At 64.2% G+C, this 26929-nt stretch carries 21 protein-coding genes; 12 read left to right on the forward strand and 9 right to left on the reverse strand.

The features are described from left to right. Nucleotides 1-14: 14 nt before the first annotated feature. From P3T23_RS22355 to P3T23_RS22370, 4 genes are all read left to right on the forward strand, one after another. Entirely contained in the window at nucleotides 15-1769 is a 1755-nt protein-coding gene (locus P3T23_RS22355; protein ID WP_429318299.1) for a ShlB/FhaC/HecB family hemolysin secretion/activation protein, read from the forward strand. Nucleotides 1770-1847: 78 nt separating this feature from the next. After that, entirely contained in the window at nucleotides 1848-2453 is a 606-nt protein-coding gene (locus tag P3T23_RS22360; RefSeq protein ID WP_429318300.1) for a hypothetical protein, read from the forward strand. 872 nt (nucleotides 2454-3325) lie between these two features. Further along, on the forward strand, nucleotides 3326-5818 hold the full coding sequence (locus tag P3T23_RS22365; RefSeq protein ID WP_429318301.1) for a penicillin-binding protein 1A: 2493 nt from the start codon (nucleotides 3326-3328) through the stop codon (nucleotides 5816-5818). 262 nt (nucleotides 5819-6080) lie between these two features. After that, nucleotides 6081-6959, forward strand: a complete 879-nt coding sequence (locus tag P3T23_RS22370; protein WP_429318302.1) for a lipid A biosynthesis lauroyl acyltransferase — start codon at nucleotides 6081-6083, stop codon at nucleotides 6957-6959. Here P3T23_RS22370 and P3T23_RS22375 read toward each other — a convergent pair whose 3' ends face one another. From P3T23_RS22375 to P3T23_RS22385, 3 genes are read right to left on the reverse strand one after another with little or no spacing between them, the layout of a single operon-like run. Further along, nucleotides 6960-8441: an efflux transporter outer membrane subunit gene (locus P3T23_RS22375; RefSeq protein WP_429318303.1), complete on the reverse strand. Its 1482-nt coding sequence runs from the start codon at nucleotides 8439-8441 to the stop codon at nucleotides 6960-6962. A gap of 2 nt (nucleotides 8442-8443) precedes the next feature. Continuing rightward, nucleotides 8444-11635 carry an efflux RND transporter permease subunit gene (locus P3T23_RS22380; RefSeq protein ID WP_429318304.1) on the reverse strand — a complete coding sequence of 1064 codons (3192 nt, stop codon included), beginning with the start codon at nucleotides 11633-11635 and terminating at the stop codon, nucleotides 8444-8446. After that, nucleotides 11632-12696, reverse strand: a complete 1065-nt coding sequence (locus tag P3T23_RS22385) for an efflux RND transporter periplasmic adaptor subunit (protein ID WP_429318416.1) — start codon at nucleotides 12694-12696, stop codon at nucleotides 11632-11634. The genes P3T23_RS22380 and P3T23_RS22385 overlap by 4 nt, the downstream gene beginning before the upstream one ends. A 318-nt stretch (nucleotides 12697-13014) precedes the next feature. Between P3T23_RS22385 and P3T23_RS22390 the strand changes: the two genes are divergently transcribed. Beyond that, entirely contained in the window at nucleotides 13015-13632 is a 618-nt protein-coding gene (locus P3T23_RS22390) for a TetR/AcrR family transcriptional regulator (protein ID WP_429318305.1), read from the forward strand. A 174-nt stretch (nucleotides 13633-13806) separates the two neighbouring features. Then, the gene (locus P3T23_RS22395) at nucleotides 13807-13941 is read left to right on the forward strand and encodes an entericidin A/B family lipoprotein (protein ID WP_429318306.1); all 135 of its coding nucleotides are present in this window, start codon (nucleotides 13807-13809) and stop codon (nucleotides 13939-13941) included. Nucleotides 13942-14102: 161 nt separating this feature from the next. Here P3T23_RS22395 and P3T23_RS22400 read toward each other — a convergent pair whose 3' ends face one another. From P3T23_RS22400 to P3T23_RS22425, 6 genes are all read right to left on the reverse strand, one after another. After that, the gene (locus P3T23_RS22400; protein ID WP_429318307.1) at nucleotides 14103-14333 is read right to left on the reverse strand and encodes a DUF2795 domain-containing protein; all 231 of its coding nucleotides are present in this window, start codon (nucleotides 14331-14333) and stop codon (nucleotides 14103-14105) included. A 66-nt stretch (nucleotides 14334-14399) separates the two neighbouring features. Beyond that, on the reverse strand, nucleotides 14400-14660 hold the full coding sequence (locus P3T23_RS22405) for a hypothetical protein (protein ID WP_429318308.1): 261 nt from the start codon (nucleotides 14658-14660) through the stop codon (nucleotides 14400-14402). 347 nt (nucleotides 14661-15007) lie between these two features. After that, on the reverse strand, nucleotides 15008-16345 hold the full coding sequence (locus tag P3T23_RS22410; RefSeq protein ID WP_429318309.1) for a C45 family autoproteolytic acyltransferase/hydolase: 1338 nt from the start codon (nucleotides 16343-16345) through the stop codon (nucleotides 15008-15010). Between the two features lie 219 nt (nucleotides 16346-16564). Next, entirely contained in the window at nucleotides 16565-18298 is a 1734-nt protein-coding gene (locus tag P3T23_RS22415) for a ClcB-like voltage-gated chloride channel protein (protein WP_429318310.1), read from the reverse strand. A 133-nt stretch (nucleotides 18299-18431) separates the two neighbouring features. Next, complete coding sequence (locus tag P3T23_RS22420) at nucleotides 18432-19169, reverse strand: glutathione S-transferase (protein WP_429318311.1); 738 nt, start codon at nucleotides 19167-19169, stop codon at nucleotides 18432-18434. 223 nt (nucleotides 19170-19392) lie between these two features. Beyond that, nucleotides 19393-20466, reverse strand: a complete 1074-nt coding sequence (locus P3T23_RS22425; RefSeq protein ID WP_429318312.1) for a YeiH family protein — start codon at nucleotides 20464-20466, stop codon at nucleotides 19393-19395. 119 nt (nucleotides 20467-20585) lie between these two features. On the opposite strand from P3T23_RS22425, the gene P3T23_RS22430 reads away from it, so the two are divergent. From P3T23_RS22430 to P3T23_RS22455, 6 genes are all read left to right on the forward strand, one after another. After that, a complete protein-coding gene (locus tag P3T23_RS22430; RefSeq protein WP_429318313.1) occupies nucleotides 20586-21488 on the forward strand; it encodes a LysR family transcriptional regulator in 903 nt (300 codons plus the stop codon). 198 nt (nucleotides 21489-21686) lie between these two features. Continuing rightward, the gene (locus P3T23_RS22435) at nucleotides 21687-22460 is read left to right on the forward strand and encodes a sugar phosphate isomerase/epimerase (RefSeq protein ID WP_429318314.1); all 774 of its coding nucleotides are present in this window, start codon (nucleotides 21687-21689) and stop codon (nucleotides 22458-22460) included. Nucleotides 22461-22519: 59 nt separating this feature from the next. Beyond that, nucleotides 22520-23545 carry a sugar kinase gene (locus P3T23_RS22440; RefSeq protein ID WP_429318315.1) on the forward strand — a complete coding sequence of 342 codons (1026 nt, stop codon included), beginning with the start codon at nucleotides 22520-22522 and terminating at the stop codon, nucleotides 23543-23545. 55 nt (nucleotides 23546-23600) lie between these two features. Further along, nucleotides 23601-24887, forward strand: coding sequence for an MFS transporter (locus P3T23_RS22445; RefSeq protein WP_429318316.1), 1287 nt, complete (start codon nucleotides 23601-23603; stop codon nucleotides 24885-24887). Nucleotides 24888-24891: 4 nt separating this feature from the next. Further along, nucleotides 24892-25860, forward strand: coding sequence for a 2-hydroxyacid dehydrogenase (locus P3T23_RS22450; RefSeq protein ID WP_429318317.1), 969 nt, complete (start codon nucleotides 24892-24894; stop codon nucleotides 25858-25860). Further along, a complete protein-coding gene (locus tag P3T23_RS22455) occupies nucleotides 25857-26918 on the forward strand; it encodes a LacI family DNA-binding transcriptional regulator (protein WP_429318318.1) in 1062 nt (353 codons plus the stop codon). Before P3T23_RS22450 ends, P3T23_RS22455 begins: the two co-directional genes overlap by 4 nt. Nucleotides 26919-26929 lie beyond the last annotated feature (11 nt).

The raw sequence follows: 26929 nt of genomic DNA on the forward strand, positions 1-26929 counted from the left end.
GAATCAATCCAGTGATGAAAATCAGCAAGAGGCTGGCGGCACTGCCGCTCACAGCCCTGGTATCGCTCGCGGCTCACGCGCAGCAGACGCCGACGCCCGCAGACACCGCAGCAGCGGCACGCGCCAACGCCGAACAGAACCAGCAGGTCCAGCAGCAGCGTGACGCGCAGGCGCGCGCAAAAACCGTGAATGCATCTTCGGTGCGTTCGACCATGCCGAAGGCCGGTGAGTATCCCGAACTGCCGGATGAGCAGCCATGCTTCCGCATCGGGTCGTTCGTGCTCGATGCACCGACGACCTTGCCTGACATCGTGCGCGCGAAGGCCGCCTCGGCACTGCCCCAGGACCCGTTTGCATTCGCCCGCGACTGGCTTACCTATTACACCGGACAATGCGTCGGCAAACAGGGGCTCGACGTGATCGTCAAGGGCTTACAACAGACGATCCTCAGCCGTGGCTTCATCACGACACGCGTGCTGCTGCCCGAGCAGGACCTGTCGTCCGGCACGCTGAAACTCGCGCTGGTGCCGGGCGTGATCCGGCAACTGGCCTTCGCCGATCCGGCAACGCGCGGCACGTGGAAGACCGCGTTCCCGGCTCGTAGCGGCGATCTGCTCCAGCTGCGCGACCTCGAACAGGGACTGGAGCAGATGAAGCGCGTCAGCAGCCAGGACGTGGACATGAAGATCGAGCCGACCGACACGCCCGGCGAAAGCGATGTCGTGATTACGGTGAAGCGCGTGAAGCCGTGGAGTGTGGTCGCTTCAGTGGATAACTCAGGTAGCCGCGCAACCGGCAAGCTGCAGGGTAATCTGAGCCTCGGCATTGACAATCCGCTGGGTCTGAACGACATCCTCGCGCTCGGCGCGAACCAGGACCTGGAGTTCGGGGACAAGGGACTTGGCTCGCACGGTTTCAACGGCTCGTATTCGGTCCCGTGGGGCTACTGGACCGCGACCCTCTTCGGCAACACGAACACCTACTACCAGCAGATCGCGGCCGTGAACACGACCTTTGTGTCGAGCGGCAATTCGCAGACGGCGGGCCTGAAGCTGCAACGCGTGATCCACCGCAGCCAGAACGATGTGTCGGGCGTGGAATTCCAGCTGACCAAACGTTTCGGCGCGAGTTTCATCGAAGGCACGACCATTCCGACACAGCAGCGTGACAACACGTTCATCGAGGCGGGACTGACCAACCGGCACTACTTCGGCACTGCGCAGTTCGACGGCACCCTCGCGTACCGCCAAGGCATCAACGAATTCGGCGCGACGCCTGACCCGTACTCGACCGGCCCGACGTACCACTTCCACATGGCGGTGCTCGATGCGAACCTGTCGGTGCCGTTCGCCATCGCGAAGCAGAACCTGCGCTATGTGACGACTGTGCACGGCCAGTTCACCAACGACACGCTGTTCTTCATTGACGACCTGAGCATCGGCAGCCGCTACACGGTGCGCGGCTTCGATGGCGAAACGATGCTCGCGGCCGAGCGCGGTTTCTTCTGGCGCAATGAACTGCAGATGTCGATCGGCCAGACCGGCCAGTCGCTGTATGCCGGGATCGACTACGGCCACGTGTTCGGGCCGAACACCGCGTTCCTGGTCGGCGCGCAACTGGCGGGTGCGGTGATTGGCGTACGCGGCAGCGTCCCGGCGCGGATTGGCGGGTTTGCGTACGACCTGTTTGCCGGTACGCCCATCTACAAGCCGTCGGGCTTCGATACCGCTCGCGTGACGGTCGGCTTCCAGCTGACTGCACAGTTTTGATGGTGCGCCTGGGCGACAGGTGGGTTGTGGGAAGTAGTGTTGATCGAGACCGTTCTATTCACTTAAGGAAAAAATGAGATGTCCAATAACAGCAAGCGGTGGGTTTGGTCTGCGTCCACGATCATCGCGGGAATGTTCGCGACGGCTCTGGTGACGGGTTGTGGCGGCGGTCACGGTGCTGGCAGCACCAGTGCGAGTAGTGATGTCTCGGCGGAGCAGCAGCCTGATTCCACTCCGCAACCGGCCGCTTTTTCCTGTCCTGCCGGATACAAGAAATTTGACGTCGCGAACAGCCTTGTCCCGAACGCCGGCGTGTCGGTCGTCACCGATGATGGCATAGCGACATTTACGTTCACGACGCCGGCAACCGGCAGCAACACTGATGTTGTGGTGTGCCTCGGCAAGCCGGACCCGATCCCGGCTGGCGTTCAGGCAGACTACGTTTACGAGTTGAAAGCGCAAGGCGCACTAACGAGGTTGCTGAATCGCAGACTCACACTGAATTTCACGACGGACGTGACGCCAACGCAGATACCGCCGGCCATTGAGCTGGCGAAGGTAAGCGACGGTGCGGTGACGTATTTGCCAGTGATTGAAGGGCCGATTTATGCCGTCAGGCCAAACTACAGTCTGACAGCGAACCCGAATGAGCCCGGGTTCTATGTTGTCCGGTTGACCAAATAGGATCGCTGCCGTTTTCGGGACGCCGCTTTACAGGCCATCGGGCTTCCCCACCGCGCGGGTGACGCGTGGGGAGCGATGAGAGATCGTCCCACAAATCACAGGGTGTGATTTTCACGCCGCCTCGGGCAGCGCCGGTTACGTCCTGCCGTCGCCCTATCATCGCGCCCCGTGGGGAAAGGCGCGGGCGTTTCCGCTGCCGTGTGCAGTGCAGCGTAAACAGGTAGCCTGTACAACGTTCGACAGATCATTTGCCGTGTCGGAACGGGGCCGTCGTACCGGCACCCATCAACGACTTTGCCAGTCTGACAATACGGACGTTAAATCTGTAGACGGCTTCTGGCATGGGGGAACGGCGATCTTCCCGCACCGCAGTGCATGGGGAAACGTGGGGGAACGGCGCTGGCCGGGACGTGGGGAATATTCCATTCCCCACGGGCACCCCGCAAGGCCATATCTGGCAGGACTTTCCGAGCCAGGCCGGGTTACTCCCTTGACTTTTCAACATTTTCTGTTAATAACCCCCGCACTCCGACAAAAGGCATACTGCGCCTTGCGGGGAACCATCATGAGGGAATTCTTACAAAAAAATCGGCTTGGGCGCCGCGCGATTTCTTTAAAATGCCCTGTTACGTTTGCGCCGGCCGCCGTTTTCGCCGTGCGCTGCGCGGTCGCCGGGGGCGTATGACCGCACGGGGAGCCGGTTTCGGCGGGGTGTTGCGATGTCCGTCCGAGGCGGCGCTATTTGACAACCGCTTATTGCCAACGTCCAGACCTGACGGCGCTGCCAGCCCACGGCGCGCCACGACCATGATCCGTGCGTGCGCCGGGAGCGCGCGCAGAAGGTGCGCAGTGAGGCGCCAACCATTCAAGTCATGCCAATTATCAAACGACCGCCTTCAAATTATCCGGCCGACGACCGGAATCCCAACCACCGCAACGCCGGATCCAGCCGCGAACGCAACGGTGCCGCCCGCGACGACAAGTCCGCTGGCCGTTCGCTCGGTGCGAACATTGCAATCTGGTTCGCCGGGTTGCTGGCGACGATTGCCGTCGTCGGTGCGCTGATCATCGGTTATGCGCTCGTCGTGATGGGGCCGCAGCTGCCGTCGCTCGACGCGCTCACCGACTATCGTCCGAAGGTGCCGCTGCGCGTCTATACAGCGGACCACATCCTGATCGGCGAGTTCGGCGAGGAGCGCCGCAGTCTCGTGCGCTTCGCGGACATTCCCGACCAGATGAAGAAAGCGGTGCTGGCCATCGAAGACTACCGCTTCTACGAGCACGGCGGCGTCGACTTCGTCGGCATTCTGCGCGCGGGGTTCACGGACCTGCTGCACGGCGGCGCTTCGCAAGGTGCGAGCACGATCACGATGCAGGTCGCACGCAATTTCTTCCTGTCGAGCGAAAAGACCTACACCCGCAAGATCTACGAAATGATGCTTGCGTACAAGATCGAGCGCGCGCTCACGAAGGATCAGATCCTCGAGCTCTACATGAACCAGATCTATCTGGGTGAGCGCGCGTACGGTTTTGCAGCTGCCGCGCGCGTCTACTTCGGCAAGGATCTGAAAGACATCACACTGGCTGAAGCAGCCATGCTGGCGGGCCTGCCGAAAGCGCCGTCGGCCTACAACCCGGTGGTGAACCCGAAGCGCGCAAAGATCCGTCAGGAATACATCCTGAAGCGCATGCTCGATCTGCATTACATCACCCAGGACCAGTATGACGAGGCCGTGAAGGAGCCGATTCACACGAAGGTCGCGGGCAATGAGTACAGCGTGCATGCCGAGTACATCGCGGAGATGGTGCGTCAGATGATGTACGCGCAGTACAAGGACGAGACCTACACGCGTGGCCTGAACGTCACGACGACGATCGATTCCGCTGACCAGGACGCGGCGTATCACGCCGTGCGCAAAGGCATCATGGATTACGAGCGCCGCCACGGTTATCGCGGACCGGAAGGCTTCATCGAACTGCCGGACAACAGCGACGATCGCGACCAGGCGATCGACGACGCGCTCGCCGATCATCCCGACGCCGGTGAAATCGTTGCAGCCGTGGTCACCGATGCGACGCCGAAGCAGGTGAAGGCGCAGTTCGTCGACGGCACGGTCGCGACGATCGACGGCGATGGGCTGCGTTTTGCGGCTGCCGCGCTGAGCCCGCGTGCGGCGCAGGCGCAGCGCATCCGGCCCGGCTCGATTGTGCGCCTCGTCGCCGATGCGAAGGGCAACTGGCAGATCACGCAGTTGCCGCAGGTCGAAGGCGCGCTCGTGTCGCTGACACCGCAGGACGGCGCGATCCGTGCGCTGGTCGGCGGCTTCGACTTCAACAAGAACAAGTTCAATCACGTGACGCAGGCGTGGCGGCAGCCGGGCTCGAGTTTCAAGCCGTTCATCTATTCGGCGGCGCTCGACAAAGGCCTCGCACCGGCGACGATCATCAACGACGCGCCGCTGTCGTTCCCGCCGAGCACGCCAGGCGGAGACGCGTGGGAACCGAAGGACGACGATCAGCCGGATGGCCCGATGTCGATGCGCCTTGCGCTGCAGAAGTCGAAGAACCTGGTGTCGATCCGCATCCTGTCGTTTATCGGCACGAAGTACGCGCAGGACTTCGTCACGCAGCGTTTCGGCTTCGATGTCGACAAGACGCCGCCTTATCTGCCGCTCGCGCTCGGCGCGGGGCTCGTGACGCCGTTGCAGTCGGCGGGCGCCTATTCGGTGTTCGCGAACGGCGGTTACCGGATCAATCCGTATCTGATCGCCGATGTCACCGATGCGCGCGGCCAGGTGATTTCGCGTGCGCAGCCGCTGACGGCTGGCACCGACGCGCCGCGCACGCTGGAAGCGCGTAATGCGTTCATCATGAACAGCCTGCTGCATTCGGTCGCGACCGCCGGCACGGGGGCGGGCACCAACGTGCTGCGTCGTTCGGATCTGCAGGGCAAGACGGGCACCACGAACGATGCGAAGGACGGCTGGTTCGCCGGCTATCAGAAGTCGCTGGTGGCGGTGGCGTGGATGGGTTATGACCAGCCGAAGTCGCTCGGTAGCCGCGAGTTCGGTGCGCAGTTGGCGCTGCCGATCTGGGTCGATTACATGCAGCGGGCGCTGCGCGGCGTGCCGCAGGAAGAGCCGCAGATGCCCGAGGGCGTGACGACGCTCGACGGCGAACTGTTCTACACGGACATGACGCCTGGCAATGGCTTTGTCGCGAGCATCGGCCTCGATTCGGCGAATCCGCTTGCAGGCGCAACCGATGCGCTGGGCACGGTGGGAGCAGCGGGGCTGACGCCTCCAGATGTCTCGTCGACCGAGAAGAAGCAGATCATGGATCTGTTTGAATCGAACAAGCCGTGATGTAATCGGAGGTAAGAAGGTGCGCCCGGACGAAGATGCGTCCGGGGGTGCCTGGCGGTTACAATCCGTGAGGCATGCGGTTCCGTCCGCCTGTTGATTGACAGAATACTTCGTCCCCGCGTTTAAACGGGGCTGCTTCGCACCAGGCGCAACGCTTTCACCCGGTATCAGCCGCGCGCATGCAGGTCCAGTCCGACCGTCGTCTCCATGCTTTCCCGGAACGGCGCATTCGCCACGCACGCAGGATCAACCGGGTCCTCCCTTGAAGAACCGCATTCTTATCTGTCTCGCGACAGGCTTGCTGCGCGCGCTCGCGCTCTTGCCGTATGGCCTGGTTGCGCGCTTTGGCGTGGGTCTTGGCGCGTTGCTGTATCGCATTCCAGGCACCCGCAGGAAGGTCGTTCACACCAATCTGAAGCTGTGCTTTCCCGACCTGAGCGAGGCCGAACGCGAGCGCCTTGCGCGGGCGCACTTCTGTCATGTGATACGCAGCTACGTCGAGCGCGGGCCGCAGTGGTTCGGTAGTGCGCAGTCGCTCGCGCGTCTCGTCGAAGTGGAGAGCGCAATCGATCTTGCCGACGCGCACCAGCATCCGACGATCTTTGTCGGCTTCCATTTCGTCGGTATCGAGGCGGGCTGCATGATGTATTCGACACGGTATCCGGTCGCGTCGCTTTACACACCGATGTCGAACGTGCTGTTCGATGCGCTGGCGCTGCGCCAGCGCGGCCGCTTCGGCACGGAGATGATTCCGCGCAGCAACAGCGTGCGTCATGCGCTGCGCGTGCTGCGTGCCGGCAAGCCGGTGATGTTGGCAGCCGACATGGACTTCGGTTTGCGCGATTCGGTGTTCGTGCCGTTCTTCGGCGTGCCCGCGTGCACGTTGACGTCCGTGTCCCGGCTCGCGAAAACGGGCAACGCACGGGTGGTGCCGTTCGTCACCGAGGTGCTGCCGGACTACCGCGGCTACAAGCTGACGATTTTCGATGCGCTTGCCGATTTTCCATCGGACGATGCGGCAATCGACGCGCGTCGTATCACCGCGTTTCTCGAAACGCAGGTGCGCAGGATTCCGGATCAGTACTACTGGGTGCACAAGCGCTTCAAGAACCGGCCAGCCGGCGAGGCCGCGGTGTATTGATCAGTTGTTCGCTACGCCGTCCGTCGAAGGTTCCGCCTGCGGCGGCGGATTGCCCATTGCCTGGAAGAGGGCCGCCGTGTCGGAGAGGCGCGCGCCCGTGTAGCGGATCTCGTCGAGCCGCGCGTTGCGGTACTGCTGCTCGCTCGAGCGTGCCGTCGACTCGGGCACGGCGCCGAGCCGGTAGCGCGCGGATGTCTCGTCGAATACGCCCTGTGCCGAACGGGCCGCAAAATTTGCCGCATCGAGCGACTGCGCATCGTGTTCGAGCGCGGCCAACGTGTCGGCTACATTCTGAAACGCGGCAAGCACAGTCTGCCTGTACTGGGCCGTGGCAGCGTCGTACGCATCGACAGCCGCGCGGCGTTGAGCGACGAGCGCGCCGCCATGAAAGATCGGTTGCGACAGCGACGCGCCGATGCTCCATAGCGCGCCCGCACCGGACAGCGCAACCGGCCAGCTAAAGCCGCCCTGGCCCATCGATGCCGTCAGCGACAGGCTTGGAAACATCTGCGCCGTGGCGACGCCGACGTCGGCAGCGGCGGCCTTCAACGTGGCATCGGCGGCCTGTATGTCGGGTCGCGACTTCAGCAGATCCGATGGTATCGACACCGGCACCTGCTCGGGCACATGAAGGCTCGCGAGATCGAGATCGGCCGGCGCTGCATCGGGTGTGCGGCCGAGCAGTACGGCAAGCGCGTGACGGGTCGCCAGCCATTGTTGACGCAATCCCGGCAGACTGGCCGCGAGCGTCGCGGCGCTTTGCTGTGCGTTCAGCGCATCGGTATGGGAGGCCGCGCCGAGCTCGTAGCGGCGCGAGGTATCGCGTGCCTGCTCGTTGGCGAGCGTGATGAGGCGCTCGGTCGTGTCGATCTGCGCGTGCAGCGTGGCCGAAGCGATCGCCGCCGCGACGATGTTGGCCGCCAGCGCGCGACGCGCGGCGTCGAACTGATACGCCTGCACGTCGACGCGGGCGGCGAGCGCCGCGTTCGCCAGCCGTGCCGCGCCGAAAATATCGAATGTGTAATGCGCCTGCAACTGCCCGACGAACACGTTGTAGAGGAACGTGTTCGGCCCGGCCTCCGGAATGGCGAGGGCGCGCTGCCGGCTTGCCTGGCCGCCGGCGTCGATGGTGGGCAGCAGCGAGCTGCCGATCTGGGCTCGCAACTGCTCGCGCGCCGCGGCGAGGCTGCGATCGGTCGCGGCGAGTGTCGGGCTGTTGCGCAGGCCCTCATCGACGAGCGCGTCCAGATCGTCCGAGCGGTACTGCTTCCACCAGTCCGGCACGGGCTTAGCGCCAATGACGAACTGCTGCGTCACGCCCTGGGCTGGCACGGTCTGCATCGGTTGCGGCTCGGCGCCGTAGTGGGCTGGCTCCGGCATGGCCGGCGGAGTGCCGTTCGGGCCGAACGAGCAGGCGGCGAGCGTGAACGCCGCAGCGGCGGCGAACGCCGTCATCCTGGGAGTGAAGCAACGGTTGTCCATGATCAAACTCCCGTTTGCGCAGATGAGGAGGGCGGCGGAGACGGCTCGCGCTCATCCTTGCGCACCCTGAACGACGCCGCGTACAGCGCCGGCAGATAGAACAGCGTCAGCACGGTCGCGCTCGTAATGCCGCCCATCAAGGCGGTCGCCATCGGTCCGAAGAAGTTGGAGCGCAGGAGCGGAATCAGCGCGAGCACGGCGGCGGCGGCCGTCAGCGTGATCGGCCGGAAGCGTCGCACGGTCGCGCCGACGATCGCGTCGAAACGTTTCTGGCCGGCCGCGATGTCCTGCTCGATCTGATCGACGAGAATCACCGAGTTACGCATGATGATGCCGAACATCGCAATCACGCCGAGCATGGCGACGAAGCCGAACGGCTTGCCGAACAGCAGCAGGGTCGCGACGACGCCGATCAGCCCGAGCGGTGCCGTCAGCACCACCATCAGCACGCGTGCGAAGCTCTGCAACTGGATCATCAGCAAGGTCAGCACGGCGATGATCATGATCGGCATCTGCGCATTGATCGACGTCTGTCCTTTCGCGCTTTCCTCCACCGGGCCGCCGACTTCAATGCGGTAACCCACCGGCAGCGCCTCACGGATCTGCGCGAGCGAGCGGTCGATGCTGTTCGTCACGTCGATACCCTGCGCACCGTTGGCGACGTCGGATTGCACGGTGATCGTCGGTTGCCGGTCGCGTTCCCAGATCACGCCGTACTCGAGGTCGTGGCGCACCTGGCCGAGTGTGCCGAGCGGCACCGGGCCGTTGGGTGTCGGCATCGCGAGCGTGATGATCCGCGCCGGATCGACGCGTTCGCTTTTCGGCGCGCGCAGATCGACGCTGATGAGCTTGTCGCGCTCACGGTATTGCGTGACCGTGTAGCCGGAAAGCGTCATCGCAAGGAAGCTGGAGATATCGTCGGAACTCACGCCCAGTTCGCGCGCCTTCTTCTGATCGACTTCGAAACGCACCGAACGCTCGGCGGGTTCGTCCCAGTCGAACTGGACATTCGCGGTGCGCCTGTCGGCGCGCATCATGGCAGCGACTTTTTCAGCAATCGAGCGGACCGTCGCGATGTCGTCGCCGCTCACGCGGAACTGCACCGGATAGCCGACCGGCGGGCCGTTTTCCAGCCGGGACAGGCGCGTGCGAATTGCCGGAAACCGGTTTCGCAGTTCAGGTGCGAGCCACCGTGCGAGTTTCTCGCGCTCCTTGACCGATTTCGCGGTGATCACGAACTGCGCGAAGTTCGGCTGCTGCAGTTGCTGATCGAGCGGCAGATAGAAGCGCGGCGCACCCGTGCCGACGAAGTTGACAGTGTGATCGATCTCAGGCCGTCCTTCGAGCGCTTTTTCAAGCCGCTGCGCCTCGCGCAGCGTTGCATGGAACGATGCGCCTTCGGGCAGGCGCACGTCGACGAGCAGTTCCGGCCGGTCCGAACTCGGGAAGAACTGTTGCGGCACGAGCGTAAAGCCCGCGAGCGAGATGAGAAACAGCACGACGGTAATCGCGAGCACGACAAAGCGTCGCTCGATGCACCAGCCGACCCAGCCGCGCAGGCGGCCATAGAAGCGCGTGTCGTAGATGTCCCCCAGGGAGATTTCGTGCGGGGCGTCATGCTCGTGGTCCCCCGAGGGATGTTCTTTCGGGGCGCGCTTGCGCTCCGGCAGCATGTGATAGCCGAGCATCGGAATCAGCACGACGGCCGCAAGCCATGAGGCGATCAGCGCAATCGCGGATACTTCGAAAATCGAACGCGTGTATTCGCCGGTACTCGATTTGGCGAGCGCGATCGGCAGGAAGCCGGAGACGGTGACGAGCGTGCCCGTCAGCATCGGAAACGCCGTGCTGGTGTACGCGAATGCCGCGGCGCGTGTGCGATTCCAGCCCTGTTCGAGCTTCACGGCCATCATTTCGACGGCGATGATCGCGTCGTCGACAAGCAGGCCCAGCGCAAGCACCAGGGTACCGAGCGACACCTTGTGCAGGCCGATGTCGAACAGATACATGAAGAGCGCGGTCACGGCGAGCACGACCGGAATCGAGATCACGACCACCATTCCGGTGCGCAGGCCCAACGAAATCAGACTCACGACGAGCACGATCGCAATCGCTTCCGCGACGGCTTCGAGGAAGTCGTCCACCGACAGCGCGACCGCCTTCGGCATGCTCGACACTTCGACGAGCTTGAGCCCCGCCGGCAGATGCGCGCGCAATACGGCGGTCTGCTGGTCGAGCGCCTTGCCGAGGCGGATCACGTCGCCGCCCGGCTGCATGGTCACGCCGATGCCCAGCACCGCGTTGCCGCCGAAACGCATCTGCGTGACGGGCGGGTCGTCATAGCCACGCCTGATCGTCGCGATGTCGCCGAGGCGGAACGAGCGGTTGTTGATGCGGATCAGCGTATCGGCGAGCGCATTCACATCGTTGAACTGGCCGGTGGGGCGGACGAACACGCGGTCGTCGGCGGTCGTCAACGTGCCTGATGGCGACACGGCGTTCTGCGAGTTGATGGCCTGTGCAAGCTGCTGCGGCGTGATGCCAAGGCGCGTCAGCTGGGTGTTCGAAATCTCGACGTAGATGTGCTGGTCCGGGTCGCCGAAATAGTCGACCTTGCCGACACCCGGCACACGCAACAGCACCGTGCGTAACTGGTCCGCGTAATCGTGCAGTTGCGCGGGCGAAAAGCCGTCGCCTTCGAGCGTGTAGATGTTCGTGTAGACGTCGCCGAACTCGTCGTTGAAGAACGGCCCCTGAATGCCGGGCGGCAGCGTCGCGGCAATGTCACCGACTTTCTTGCGGACCTGGTACCAGGTCTGCGGCACGTCCTTCACGGGTGCGGAGTCCTTCATCGTGAAGAACATCAGCGATTCGCCCGGGCGCGAATAGCTGCGCACGAAATCGATCGACGGCGTTTCCTGCAACTTGCGGCCGATGCGGTCGGTGACCTGTTCCTGCACCTGGCGCGCGGTGGCGCCTGGCCAGAACGTGCGGATCACCATGACGCGAAACGTGAACGGCGGGTCTTCGGATTGCGCGAGCCGCGTGTAGGCGAGCATGCCGAAGGCGGTCGACAGGACGATCAGGAACACGACCAGTGCCTGATGGCGCAGCGCCCAGGCGGACAGATTGAAACGGCCTTCCTCCAGCCGGGCTTCGCGTTCGGCATCACGCGCGGCGTCGGAAGTGCTCATGACGCGAAGTCCTCGGGATGAAGCGGCGCCACGACCCGGACCTTCTCTCCGGCCGCTACCGTGTGAACGCCTTGCAGCACGACACGTTCGCCGTCCTTCAGCCCTTCGGAGACGGCAATCGTGCGCTCGTTATAGCGCGTGACCTGGATGCGGCGCAGTTCGAGCGTGTCGTCCGCGCGCACGATCCACAGCGCGGGCGCGTTGCCTTCGTGAAAGAGGGCGGTCGCGGGCACCACGAACGAACTGGACGCGCCGTGGGCGGCGTTGTCGCGGGCTAACGACACGCTGGCTGTCATGCCGAGGCGCACTTCGGGCCCGGGGTTCTCGAGCGTGAGTCTGGCGCGAAACGTGCGGCTTTGCGGATCGGCCGCCGGCGACAGTTCGCGCACGCGCGCCGTGAAGCTGCGGCCCGACAGTGCCGGCAACGTGACCTTCGCGATCTGCCCGACGGCAAGCGTTGCGAGCGTGCTTTCGGGCACGTCGCAGATCACGTCGACGTCGCCCGTCCACGCGAGGTTGTAGACCGACTGGCCGGCCGACACGTTCTGGCCGGTGTCCGCCTGTTCAGCGGTGATGACGCCAGTGTGATCGGAGACGAGCGTCGTGTACTGCAGCTGGTTTCGGGCGAGCGCCGCCTGTTGATCGGCCTGATCGCGCTGCGCAGCCGCGGACGCGTACGCGTCGGTCGTCTGTTCGAACTGGGCCTCTGAGATCAGGTTGTCGTGCAGCTGGGCGCGATCGCGGTCGAGCTGCTGTTTCGCGAAGACGAGGCGATGCTGGGCGGCGTCGAGCGCCGCCTGGGCGCTTGCGGCGTTCTTCTGCGCATCGGCCGGATCGAGGCGGGCGACGACCTCGCCGCTCTTCACCGAATCGCCAAGCCGCAAGCGCCGCTCAATGATCTTGCCCGCGACACGGAACGACAGCGGCGTCGAGTAGCGCGCCTCGATTTCGCCGGGCAACGCCGAGGCGACCGGCTGGCCGTCCGGATGCACCGCGACGGCGACGACGGGGCGGGGCACGGGTGCTGCCGCTTCTTTGCGGTGGCACGCGCTGAGCAGCATGACGCCGCTCAGTGCTACGACGAGGGTGGCAGTACGCAAGGGCGCGACGCCTGCGCGCCGACGGGACTGCGGACGCGCTGGAAGCTGCGCGCTAGAGCCAGGATTGAAACCGGGACGATTCACGATAACCCCAATGCGAATGCGGCGAACGAAGGTTGCAAGCGAATGCGACAGACCGCGGCAGCGGTTGGCGGATGCAACCCGGTGCGGCAAAAATCTGCACGTCACCCTTGCTTCAGATTGATGGCTGGATTCTAATACATACCTGTATCTGAATGCAAAGATGAATCGACCCATTCTGGATGCTAGACTTCGCTCATGAAACGAAAACGCCTTACCCGCGAGCAGAGCAAGGACCAGACGCGCGAGCGTCTGCTTGACGCAGCGCTCGCCATATTCATGAAGAAGGGTTTCGTCGCGACGAGTGTCGAGGACATTGCCGGCGCGGCCGGCTACACGCGTGGCGCGTTCTATTCGAACTTCCGCAGCAAGCCGGAGCTGTTCCTGGAGCTGTTACGGCGGGATCACGAAGCGATGCAGGCCGATCTGCATGCCATCTTTGAGGGCGACGCGTCGCGCGAGGAAATGGAAGCACGCGTGCTGACCTACTACAGCCGGATGCCCACCGACAACAAATGCTTCCTGTTGTGGGTCGAAGCGAAACTGCTCGCCGCCCGTGACGCCCGCTTCCGGACCAGATTCAACGCGTTCATGCGGGAGAAGCTCGAACAGCTGGCCGCATACATCCGCGAATTTTCCGAGCGCGCCGGCACGCCGCTGGCCTTGCCCGCTGAAAATCTCGCCACCGGCCTGATGGGCTTGTGCGACGGCGTGCAGTTCCTGCACACGGCCGATCCGCAAAACGTCAGCGACAGCCTGGCGCAGGCGGTGCTGGCAGCGTTTTTCTCGAGAGTGGTGTTTGGCCGCGATGCCTGATAGCAGCGGCGTCGCCGGGCAAAAAGGTACCCGGCCGGCGCAGCACTCCCGCGCCAGAATTTCTTCTCCTGCCCTACAATCGAAACGGATCGATTCACTCAGTCGATCCGGCTCGACGCTGGGCAGGATGTCCTGCCTTCATACGCTTGGCTATTCCCTCGCATAGGAGCTTCTATGACACGACTCATCGCTCTCGTTATGGTTTGGGGTGCAGTTTTCCTGGCCGGTTGCAATACCATCGCCGGCGCGGGGCAAGATATATCGAAGGGTGGGCAGGCGATCGAGAATAGCGCTGAAAAGGCGAAGTAGCGTCGAACGCACGGCGGCTTCGCGTGCGATGCCGCCGTGTTTTGCCGTCTGGTTAACGTGTTTGCGCCGCGTCGCGATTTTCGACGTGAGGATCGCGCGGCATAACCTGCCGGGAAGCGGCCGATCAGGCTACGCCGTGACGCCGCTCGATGTGCGCGCTTTCACGTCCCGAGCCCGGGACCGAAGTTGCTGCCGATGAGCGGGGTGACGGACGCGATATCGGCGTAATCCTGCTCCGGCAAGCCGTCGAGCATCGACATCACCTCGTTGCTCGCGCCGGCCTCACGCGCGGCGTCGACTAGCGCGTCCTTGTTGGCGGGCCAGGAAATGGTCCGCAGGATATCGCTGATCTGCAGATCGATCGACTCGTCGGGAATGGGCGTTCCGGTCATGCGAGCGTTCCTTGTCATGACTGTTTGGCTGCCGTGCGCGAACCGTATGACGGTCCTGCAGGCGCTTCAGGTCTGCAGATGCTCATTCGGCGCCATAAAGCGGCGATCCAGATGTCGGGATTTCGGCAAGGCTATGAACTGCCAGCGCTGCGGCTGCTGGTTGTCTACGGCGGCGACATCCGGCGCCGCGGGCGCGACGGGCGCCGCTTCGGCGCGCAGGGCGGCTTGTACCGGGCGGTCCAGCGTGCTGTCGTACGCGGTGTGCACCGGTGCGGCAAAGCATGAAGCTGACAGCGTCACCATCGTCAACAGAGTCGAGATTCTCATCGCACGAACTCCTTTGCTTACGCAGCCCCGGGGCTGCAGCAAATGCCGTGCCATTTCTTCATCCTGCAGCAGGCTGCCCACGTGGCGCGGTTCGCTAATGCAGCGTGCATGCTGCTATCTTACGACGCAAACCGGACGCGCGCTGCAGCAAAAGCGACAAAGAAATAGTCAGTCTTGCAATAATCGCGGGCCCCGTCTGTGTTTCGGTGCGAGCGGTCCTGCTCGCACCTGCGCGCAATGCGATATATGAGGCAAACGTAGAGGGCGAGATGGATGACGGACCATCCCCGGCCGAAAGACGACCGGCCGGCCGGTCAATTCGTCTGGCGATTTAGCGCAAGGGCCGGTCAGCGCAACACGCTGAACTCGGTCCACGGCCACGATGGCCGGTCGTGCATATAGCCGTTCAGCCAGTTCCACTGCGGATGGCGTTTCATGAACGCCTGCGCATCGAATGGCCGGCCGCACGGATGGCCCCAGCGCGCCAAGAACGTGAGATCGCGGGCCATTTCGCTGTCGACTACCTTGCCGTCGTTCGCGCCCCACGGATTGAAGGGCCCCTGGTCCGAGCCGCCGAAGCGGGCGTCGTCGAGTTCGAGATGTCCGCAGATCGTGCGTGAACAGGGGTTGTCGTTGCGATCCAGATAGACATCGTGATGGTCGGCGATCATTTCCTTCGCCACGTCGATATCGATCTTGCCGTGATGCTGCTCCGCCAGTTGCATGAAGCGCAGTCGCCGCGCGCCGTTCTTGCGTACGTCGGTGTAGTCCTCGCCTTCGCCGACGCATTCCTGGTTGCGGATCTTCAGATCGGTTGCCGTGTTGTAGCCGCTGTAAAAGCCGTTCTTCGTGCTCTCGAAGCCCGAGTAGTGAAGACCCAGTTCGTAGCGCGCAATCTCGCCGTTTTTCACGTCGCCGAGCAGCCAGCTGTTCGCATAGCCGCCGTTGTTCGCGACCGCAAACATCTCGCACCATTCGCCGATGCTGTTCGCGTATTGCGACGCACGCCGCGAGCGGTAGAACTCCGGCGCGCCTGCCGCGTTATAGCCCACGAAGTTGGAGATCGTCGTCTCGGTGACCATCAGGCCCGCCGACGTGACCCAGAAATCGGTGAGGCTCGAAATGCAGCCCGGCAGTCCCTGCATCAGGATCCGGTGGCCGGAGTCGGGGACGATGTCGAACACCACGTTGAAGGCGTCGCCCGCCGCGTAGCGGTCCCACGAGTTGTGCGCCATCACGATGCGGCCGTCGCGCGTTGCGTTGCCGGTCGCGATGAAGGCGCTGCAATGATGGCCGCGCCGGCCGCGCCACGGTTTCACGCCGAGGCGCGGCTGCTGTTGCGATACGTGGGTCGGCCACCAGCTTTGCAGCAGGTCCATGTAGCCGTTCCACGCGAGCACTTCGGCGAACGGCAGTTTCGCGCCGTCGGCGATGCCCTGGATTTCGTCGGCGAATTCCGTGTCGAGTCTGGGCGCGAACTGCGCGACGGCGGCATTGACGAAGGTATCGAAGTCTTCGCCCGTGTCCCACTTCGCGAGGTATCGTGCTGTCTTGATCGCATTGCGGATTTCCGCTGCAAGCAACTGGCCGTGCTGTTCGCCGCGGTCGTAGGGCTCACCTTCGATATGGACGAAGATCCATCCGGCGTGGTCGCGACGTACGGCATCGATGGACGGTTCGCTCATCTTCGCTCCGGCTCGAAAGGGTGGCTGCGCGATTGACTCATTGCGCCGCTGATTGCGCCGCTGATTGCGCCGCTGATTGCGCCGGATACTCAGGCGCAGTACGGCTCGCGGCTCGTTTCATTATAGAAATATGCCACGCTTTTCCGGCCGGCGCATGCGGGTATCACGCACTTCGTTCGCTCGGCCGCAGTGTGTTATACGGCCCGCCAGGGGAGACGCTCAACGCGCCGGATTCATGCGGAAATAGGCATCCAGCAGCGATGTTTTATAGACCACGCCAGCGAGCGTCGGACAGCTGGTGCTTTCGACGACCGGCAGGCGTTCACCCTGAAACGCCATGAAATGCTGCAGCGCGACACTGAGCGACATGTCCGGCGTCAGCACGTCGAAGTGCGACTGGAGATAGTCGGCGGCGGTGCGGTTCGACGTGTCCTGTTTATCGAGCAGGTCCGACGTAATGTCTTTCAGTGCGACGACGCCGAGAAAGCAGCCCTTGTCGTCGGTCACGTAGAGGTACTTCACCGGATATTCGAGGAACACGCGTGTCATGTCGCGTACGGTCGCGTTGAGCGGCACGATTGTTTCGGCTGGCCTGATGAGTTCGCGCATCTGGGTCGCGCGCAGGCGCATGAGTTCCTGTTCTTCGCGATGGCGATGCAGCGTGATCTCGTACATCGATGTCTTCGCGATCGCGCGCGACACGAAATACGCCACCACGCATGACAGCATCAGCGGCAGGACGACCTGATAGCTGAGCGTCATTTCGAAGATCATCATGATCGCCATCAGCGGCGCCTGAGTGGCTCCCGCGAGGAATGCGCCCATGCCGACCATCGCATATGCAAAGGGCGCCGAGGTGCCGTGCGGCCAGAGCGTATGCATCCCTTGACCAAACAGCGAGCCGAGCGTGGCCCCGACAAAGAGCGTCGGCGTGAACACCCCGCCAACCGCGCCGGAGCCGACCGTCGCTGCGGTGGCGACCACCTTGAACACCAGCACGAGGACGAGCGCGATCCAGGTCCACGGCGAATGCAGGATCGAGTTCACGACGCTATAGCCGTTACCCCACACCTCCGGCTCCCAGACCGACAGAACGCCAACAATCAGACCGCCCAGCGCGAGCCGCACGGGCAGCGGCAGCGGCAGCTTGCGAAAGCCCGCTTTCGACGCATCGAGGAGCCGCAGGAACTGCGGTGCCGCAGCGCCGCACAGGATGCCGAGCCCGACGAAGAGCAGCACTTCGATGCCCGCGACGGGCGGAAACACCGGCATTTCATACGGCGGCTTGTAGCCGGCGAACTCGCGCATCGTGATGTTCGCGACCACCGATGCCACCACCACCGGCCCGAAGCTTTCCATCTCAATCGAGCCGAGCACGATCTCGGTGACGAAGAACGCGCCCGCGATCGGCGCGCTGTACGCGGAGGTAATCCCCGCGGCCGCGCCGCACGCGACGAGCAGACGCAAACGCGCCGGATCGAAATGCACCCAGCGACCGATCAGCGACGCGCACAACGCCGCCAGTTGCACCATCGGGCCTTCGCGGCCGATCGAGCCGCCGCTCGAAATCGTGAACAGCGACGACACGCTGCGCCAGAAGCTCTGGCGCACCGGCACCACACCGTCGCCGATCGCGACCGCCTCCATGTAGTCGGCGTGATTGTTCTTGTCGGCAAAGCGCCGCGCGACCAGCAGCAGGAAGCCGGCGACAAGGCCGCCCGCGGCCGGCAGCCAGATGCGTACGGTCCATGGCAGCCGCCGCGCCATCTCGACGAAGCTGCCCGATTCGCCGGAAATGGCCCGCTGCAGCAGGGCGATCGCCTCGCGAAACACAATCGTGGCGAATGCGCCCGCGATGCCGACCACCACCGACCAGATCAGCATCGTGTGAGCATCGGACAGACGGAACAGGTCTTGTGCGCGCGTGCGCAGCTTCAGCAGGAATGAAAGCACGTAGGAAGCAGGGAACGTGAGGAGTGGGGGATCGGGCGCAAGAATAGCACTGCGGCGCGCGCCTGAGACGCGCCCATCAGGAGCCTGTTCGCTGGCGCGGGGTGAAGCACGCCTAGTTCTGCGCGGCTTGCCTTCAACGTGCGGCCTTGTCGAGTTCAGGGTAGTGCCGGAAGATGCACGATTCGTTATGCGGCAGACGTCGGTCAGACGCGAGATACGCACTGATATTCGGCCGTGCGATGACGGCGTCATGCAGCGCGGCGAGCAGCGGGTAGTGCTCGCCGAAGCGCTTCATCGCACGCGGAAATGCGTAGATCAGGCCGTCGATCAGCTGGAACATCGACAGGTCGACATAAGTCAGCGCATCGCTGACCAGATGGCGGTCGCCGGCCGGGTTCTGTTTCAGCACGCGTTCGAAGTAACCCATGTACTTCGGGATGCGGTGATCGATGAAATCGTGCGCGCGGACCTTTGCCGCATCCTTCTGGTCTTCGTAGTAGAGGCCGGTCGCGAGCGGATGATGCGTGTCATGCGCTTCGGTGACGGCATCGGCTATCGTCATCTGCAGGCCGTTCGCCACATGGCGCAGCCCCTCGTCGTGCGGGGCGAGACCGAGTTTCGGCCCGAGATACATCAGGATGTTGGCGGTCTGCGAGAGCAGCAGGTCGCCGTCCTTGAGGAACGGCGGCGCAAACGGGGGATGCGGCTCGGTCCTGCTCCTGAGCACTTTCAGCATTCCATCGGTGCCGAGGCCGTCATCGTCCGGCTCGCGTGTCGCTTCGATGTACTCTGCGCCGGCTTCTTCGAGCGCGAGCCGGATAAATTCGCCACGGCCCTGCAGGCCGTCCCAGTAATAGAGTTCATAGGCCATCGATCAATCCTCGCTCGGTTGTGTGATCCGCTGCGCGAGCAGAAAGTATGACGCGTGTGCGCCCGGCAATGTGCAATCGGGGTGCGGAAGTCCGTACAAAAGCAGAAGCGCGCGTGAAAGGGCATGGAGAGGTGCGCGAACGGGCGCACGAAGCGGAGCGTGCAGGAACGCAAAAGCCCCGCACGGAGCGGGGCTGCGACTCGGACCGGCCGGGCAGGGCGCTTCATCCGAGCAGGCGTTCGACAATCCACGTGATGCCCAGTCCGCCGCCGATCAGCCACACGTACAGGATCAAGCCGGTGGTCAGTGCGCGGGGGCCCGCCTGCTTCACCTGCGAGATGCGGGTTTCGATACCCAGAGCGGTCATGGCCATCGTCAGCGCGAAGGTGTCGAGTGTGTTCAGCGTATGCGTCGCGGATTCCGGCAGCACGTGCATCGAGTTGACGACGACCAGTGCGAGGAAGCCGAGCGCGAACCAGGGGATCGCCAGCTTGCGCGTGGTCTGCTTGCCGCTCGCCGCCGCCGCGTGGCGCGCCGAACGGTTGAGCCACACGCCGAGCACGAGCAGCACCGGCACGAGCAGCATCACGCGGGTCATCTTGACGATCGTCGCGATGTGCGTGACTTCGGGGCTGACATTGCTCGCTGCGCCGACCACCTGGGCCACTTCGTGAATCGTGCCGCCGAAGAAGAGGCCCGCGCCGAGCGTATTCAGATGCAGCCAGCCTGCGTGATACAGCACCGGGTAGAGGAACATCGACAGCGTGCCGAACAGCACGACACTGCCCACCGCCATGGCGCTCTGATGCGGCTTCGACTGCAGCGTCGATTCGAAGGCGAGCACGGCTGCCGCGCCGCAGATCGCGCTGCCCGCTGCGGTGAGCAGTGCGCTGTCGCGATCGAGTTTCATCAGCTTCATGCCGGCCCAGGTGCCGATCGCGAGCGTGCTGACGACGATCGCAACCGATTCGACGAGCCCGGGCAAACCGACCTGGGCGATTTCCTGCAGGCTGACGCGCAGCCCGAAGAAGGCGACCGCGATACGCAAAAGCTTGCGCGCCGAGAAGTTGACGCCGGCGGCCCAGCTTTCCGGCATGCCGTCGCGCAACGCGTTGCCGTAGATCGCGCCCGCGACGATGCCGATGATCAGCGGGCTCATGCCGAGGCCCGCGATCGCGGGTAACGAAGCGATGCTGGTGACGGCCGCCGCGAACAGCGCGACGAACAGGATGCCGTTCAACTGGCCGCGGGTCGACGGGGCCTGGTGAGCGACGGCTGAAGCGTGAACGGTGGACATGCTGTTCGTCCCTCAAAAAAGTGTGTCTGAAGCGATGGCCTAATCCTAATTTGGATATATCGATATGAAAAATCGTCATTTGTGACGTAAAATATCAGCTACACCGATAGTTTCAAGCCATGACCCCTGATCAGCTTATAACGTTCGCCGCTGTCGCCGAGCACCGGAACATCAGCCGGGCGGCTGTCGCACTTCATCTTTCCCAGCCTGCCGTGTCGGGTCAGCTGCGCCAGTTGCAGGAGGAGTTCGGCGAGGCGCTCTACCAGCGCGACGGGCGCGGCGTGCGCCTCACGCCGACGGGGGAACAACTGGCGAGCTACGCGAGCCGCCTGCGCGACACCTGGCAGCAGGCGCATGCCTTTCGCGACGCGTTGCGCGGGCTGGAGCGCGGCACGCTGCGAATCGGCGCCAGCACGACGCCGGCGAGCTATCTGCTGCCGTACCTGATCGCGGAATTTCACCGTCGCTTCCCGGAGGTCACGCTGCACACGGCGGACGGCAACACGTCCGAAATCGTCGGCTCGCTGGCGACGGTCGATATCGCGATGGTCGAAGGGCCGGTCGGCGCGGACCTGCCGCCGGACACCGTCGTGCATCCCTGGCGCGAGGACGAGATCGTCGCGATCATGACGCGTGCGCATCCGCTCGTCATGCAGTACACCGCGTCTGCCGGACCCCGCAACGTCGCTCTTGATGACCTTGGCGCCTGGCCGCTCGTCCTGCGCGAGACGGGCTCGGGCGTGCGCCAGATGGTGGAGCGGGCATTCGCCCGCGCGGCCGTGCCGATGCGGGTGGCGCTGGAGATCGCGGGCGTGGAAGGGGTGAAGGAGGCGGTGCGGGCAGGCATGGGCATCGGCTTCGTGTCGGCGATGTCGATGCGCCACGAAGACGACGTCCTGTGCCGCTTCTCGCTGAGCCCGGAGCCGCTCACGCGGCGCTTTTCGATTCTGATGCCACGTGCGAGCGTGCCTTCGCGGGTGGCGGAGCGCTTTCTGGAGCTGTGTCTGGCGGACGCGGGTTGAGTCGCGGCACCCGGCGCTGACGCTCGCGGCGGGGATCAGGCCATCGCGCAGCGATCATTTTCAGGGATTTCCACTATGGCGCTTGCCAGCCGCACGGCGCACTATCCGTTCATCAAAGCGCCCGAGGCGCTTTTTTCAAACCTTCAAATGGAACCGGTTCCAAATAGAGAAAGCCGGCAACAAGCAGGGTAATTCGACATGTCTGACGTGGTGATCGTGGCGAGTGCATTTGGCGTGGATGCCATCCGGCGGGACGGCCATCGTGCGTGGCTGACAGCCGCAGCCGAAGCGGGCGCGTCGGCGTTCGAGGTCCGTCGTGAGCTGTTCGCGTCTGAAGCGGAGGCTGCGCCCGAGGCATTGCGTGCACTCGGCGACGCGACCCGTGCACTCGGCATGTGGCCGGTGTATTCGACGCCTGATGCGCTCTACGCCGCCGACGGCACGCTCGACGAGGCGGCGATACGCACCGCGCTCGCGGAAGGCGCGGCGCTCGGCGCACGCTTCGTCAAACTGCAGCTGGGTGGCTTCGCCGCTGACGCCGGCTACGCGGCCGGCGCGGAAATCTCGGCCTGTGTGCGCGGCGCGAAAGCGCGTCTGGTCGTGGAGAACGGGCAGTTGAAGGCAGGCGGCCAGGTGGCGCAGTTCGTGCGGCTCTTTGACCTGCTGAGTGAAGAGGGACATGCGGATGTGCTCGGCATGACATTCGATATCGGCAACTGGCAATGGCCTGGCGAAGCGCCCGTCGACGCGGCGCATCGGCTGGCGGCGCACGTCGAATACATCCATTGCAAGGCAGTGGCGGGCGAGGGCGCACGGCGCTTCGCCGTCCCACCCACGTCCGACGATCCCGTTTTTGCAGCCGTGCTGCCGCTGCTGCCGCGCGACGTGCCGCGAGGCATCGAATTTCCGTTCGACGCACAGCGCCTTTCAGCGGACGCCGCGCACTACGTCGCGTGGCTGGCGGCCGCGTGAGTACAGACACGAATGTGCAGCAACCCCGGGCATGAAGCGCGGGACATGAAGGAGAAGCCATGCAATCGACACTCGATGTCATCACCTACGGCGAAGCGATGGCAATGTTCGTCGCCGCTGAGACCGGCCCGCTCGCCGATGTTTTCCAGTTCACGAAGCGCATCGCCGGTGCTGACCTGAACGTCGCGATCGGTCTTTCGCGCCTTGGCTTCAAGGTAGGCTGGATGAGCCGCGTCGGCCGCGATTCGTTCGGACAGTATGTGCGCGATACGCTGGCGAAGGAGGGCATCGACGCCGCCTGCGTCACGACCGACGAGCGCTATCCGACCGGCTTTCAGCTCAAGTCGAAGAACGATGACGGCAGCGATCCGGCGGTCGAATATTTCCGCAAGGGATCGGCCGCGAGTCACCTGTCGGTGGAAGACTACGTGCCGGCTTACGCGCTGTCCGCGCGCCATCTTCATCTGACGGGCGTCGCGCCTGCGATCTCGGGCACCTCTCGCGAACTCGCTTTCCATCTGGCGAAGGAAATGCGCGCGGCAGGCAAGACGATCTCGTTCGATCCGAACCTGCGCCCCACGCTGTGGCCCTCGCGTGAAGCGATGGTCACGGCGCTGAATTCGCTTGCAGCACACGCCGACTGGGTGCTGCCCGGGATCGGCGAAGGCGAGATCCTGACCGGCTACACGAAGCCCGACGACATCGCGCGCTTCTACCTGGATCAGGGCGCACGCGGCGTGATCATCAAGCTGGGCGCAAAGGGCGCGTATTTCCGCACGGCCGACGCCGCCGGCATCGTTGCCGCCCAACCGGTCGAGAAGGTCGTCGATACGGTTGGCGCGGGCGATGGTTTCGCCGTGGGTGTCGTCAGTGCGCTGCTCGAAGGGCGTCCGGTTGCCGAGGCCGTCGCGCGCGGCAACCGCATCGGCGCGCTCGCGATTCAGGTGATCGGCGATTCCGAAGGCCTGCCGACACGCAGCGAACTCGATGCGCTCGAACACCCGCAGATCACGAACATCACGGCCGTCACGCCCATGACGGCCGTCACGCAGACAGAAAGCAAGGTGTCCCAGACGCTGCACTAACCGTGCAGCAAGGCGCGACACGCCCATTCCCCGCTTCAGGTTCAAGGAGACACCCATGACCACCTCATCGCTCGCGATTCGCCGCTGGTGGACGATCATGCCGATCGTGTTCATCACCTACAGCCTCGCCTATCTCGACCGCGCGAACTACGGTTTCGCGTCGGCGGCCGGGATCAACCTGGATCTCGGCATCAGCCGTGGCCTGTCGTCCCTGATCGGCGCGCTGTTCTTCCTCGGCTATTTCTTCTTCCAGATTCCAGGGGCGATCTACGCCGAACGCCGCAGCGTGAAGAAGCTCGTGTTCTGGAGCCTGATCCTGTGGGGCGGATGCGCGTCGCTGACGGGGATGGTCAGCAACATTCCATCGCTGATGGCGATCCGTTTCGTGCTCGGCATCGTCGAGGCGGCCGTGATGCCGGCGATGCTCATCTTCATCTCCAACTGGTTCACCAGGAGCGAACGCTCGCGCGCCAACACGTTCCTGATTCTCGGCAATCCGGTGACGGTGCTGTGGATGTCGGTGGTGTCGGGCTATCTGGTGCATTCGTTCGGCTGGCGTCACATGTTCATCGCCGAGGGCTTGCCGGCGGTCCTGTGGGCCGTGTGCTGGTGGTTCATCGTGCAGGACAAACCGGCGCAGGTATCGTGGCTCACGCAGCGAGAAAAGAACGACCTCGAAAACACGCTGCGTGCCGAACAGGCCGCGATCAAGCCGGTGCGCAACTATGGCGAAGCGTTCCGTTCGCCGGCCGTGATCAAGCTCTGCGCACAGTATTTCTGCTGGAGCATCGGCGTGTACGGTTTCGTGCTGTGGCTGCCGTCGATCCTGAAGAACGGCTCGTCGCTTGGCATGGTCGAAACCGGCTGGCTGTCGGCGCTGCCTTACCTTGCCGCCACCATCGCGATGCTTGCGGCATCGTGGGGTTCGGATAAACTCAATCGCCGCAAGCTGTTCGTGTGGCCGTTCCTGCTGATCGGCGCCGTGGCGTTTGCCCTGTCGTACGCACTCGGCTCGACGCACTTCTGGCTGTCGTATGCGCTGCTCGTGATTGCCGGCGCCGCGATGTATGCGCCGTATGGGCCGTTCTTCGCGATCGTGCCGGAACTGCTGCCGAAGAACGTCGCCGGTGGTGCGATGGCGCTGATCAACAGCATGGGCGCGCTCGGGTCGTTCGTGGGTTCCTACGTCGTCGGTTATCTGAATGGCGCGACGGGCTCGCCTGCGGCATCCTATGCGTTCATGAGCGTGGCGCTGATTGCCGCCGTGATCCTGACGCTCGCGGTCAAACCGCAGCCGGCGCAACATGCCCACCCGCTTGCTACTCCGTTACAAGGAAAATGACTCGATGAAGAAAAGGATCGTCGCGTACAAGCCGCTGCCCGATGATGTGATGGCCTGGCTGCGCGAGCACGCAGAGGTCGTCGAGGTCGACGCCGCGCGGCACGACGCCTTCGTGGCCGCGCTGAAAGAGGCCGATGGCGCGATCGGCGCGAGCGTGAAGATTACGCCGGCGATGCTCGAAGGTGCGACGAAGCTCAAGGTGCTGTCGACGATCTCCGTGGGCTTCGACAACTTCGACGTGGCCGATCTCACGCGCCGCGGCATCGTGCTCGCGAATACGCCCGACGTGCTGACGGAATCGACGGCCGACACCGTGTTCGCGCTGATTCTCGCGTCGGCGCGGCGCGTCGTCGAACTGGCGGACTTCGTGAAGGCCGGCCAGTGGCAACGCAGCATCGGCGCCGAACACTATGGCGTCGACGTGCAGGGCAAGACGCTCGGCATCGTGGGGTTGGGGCGCATTGGCGGCGCGGTCGCAAGGCGCGCTGCGCTCGGCTTCAACATGCGCGTGCTGTACACGAACCGCAGCCCCAACGAACACGCGGAAAAGACCTTTGGCGCCCGGCGTGTCCAACTCGCCGAACTGCTGGCGCAGTCCGATTTCGTGTGTCTGCAGGTGCCGCTGACGAAGGAGACCCATCACCTGATCGGCGCCGCCGAACTGAAGGCGATGAAGAAGAGCGCGATTCTCATCAACGCATCGCGCGGCCAGACGGTCGACGAGGCGGCGCTCATCGACGCGCTCAAGGCCGGCACGATCCACGGCGCGGGGCTCGACGTGTTCGAACGCGAGCCGGTTGCTGCCGACTCGCCGCTCTTGTCGATGAACAACGTGGTCGCGCTGCCGCACATCGGGTCGGCGACGCACGAAACGCGGCACGCCATGGCGCGCTGCGCAGCGGAGAATCTCGTCGCTGCGCTCGACGGCTCGCTGGCCAGCAACATCGTCAACCGCGAAGTGCTGAAGCCATGAGCACGATGGCTCGCGCCCCGGCGCCGCGCCGCGCGACGATCACCGATGTCGCACGCGAAGCCGGTACCGGCAAGACCAGCATCTCCCGCTATCTGAACGGCGAGATGAACGTGCTGTCGCCCGAACTCCGGGCGCGCATCGAGGCCGCGATCGAGCGTCTCGATTATCAGCCGAACCAGATGGCCCGCGGCCTGAAGCGCGGCCGCAACCGGTTGATCGGCATGCTGGTTGCCGACCTGACGAATCCGTATTCGGTCGAGGTGTTGCAGGGTGTCGAAGCCGCGTGCCATGCGCTGGGCTACATGCCGCTCATTTGCCACGCGGCCAACGAAGTCGAGATGGAGCGGCGCTATCTGCAGCTCCTGACGACGTATCGCGTGGAAGGCGTCATCGTCAATGCGCTTGGCGTGCGGGAAGAAACGTTGCGGCCAGTCGGCGACGGCGGGATTCCGGCGGTGCTGGTCGATCGCACGGTGGAAGGGCTGACGGCGGACATGGTGGGGCTCGATAACGCCGCAGCGGCCCGGTCCGGCACCCGGCATCTGCTGGAGCAGGGTTTCGACGACATCCGCTTCGTCGTGCAGCCGTTCGAGCAGGTCAGCTCGCGACGTTTGCGCGAAGCGGCGTTTCGCGACGAGATCGCAGGTGCCCAGGGCGCGCGCGGCCAGACGGTCGTGTTCGACCTGGCTGACGAGACATCGGCGCAAGCGTCGCTCGCCGCGCTGGATCGCGATGTCGACGCGGCCTCGGAGGCGGGCAGCAAACAGGGCAGCAAACGCATCGCCTGGTTTGCGGCCAACGCGCCGGTCGCGCTGCGGCTCGCGCTTCATCTGAACACGCGCTACGGCGCGCACTGGCAGGAGCGCGTCGCGCTGCTATCCTTCGACGACCCCGAATGGGCCGAACTCGCCGGCATTTCGACGATCCGCCAGCCGACTTACGACATCGGCTATCGCGCGGTCGAGTTCCTGAACCAACGGATCGACGGCGCGACCGAGGCGGCGCGTGACTGTCTGTTGCCGGGCGAATTAATCGTTCGCGCGTCAACCGGGCGCTGATCTGCGATCAT

Source organism: Paraburkholderia sp. GAS448, assembly GCF_050435685.1.
GTDB lineage: Bacteria > Pseudomonadota > Gammaproteobacteria > Burkholderiales > Burkholderiaceae > Paraburkholderia.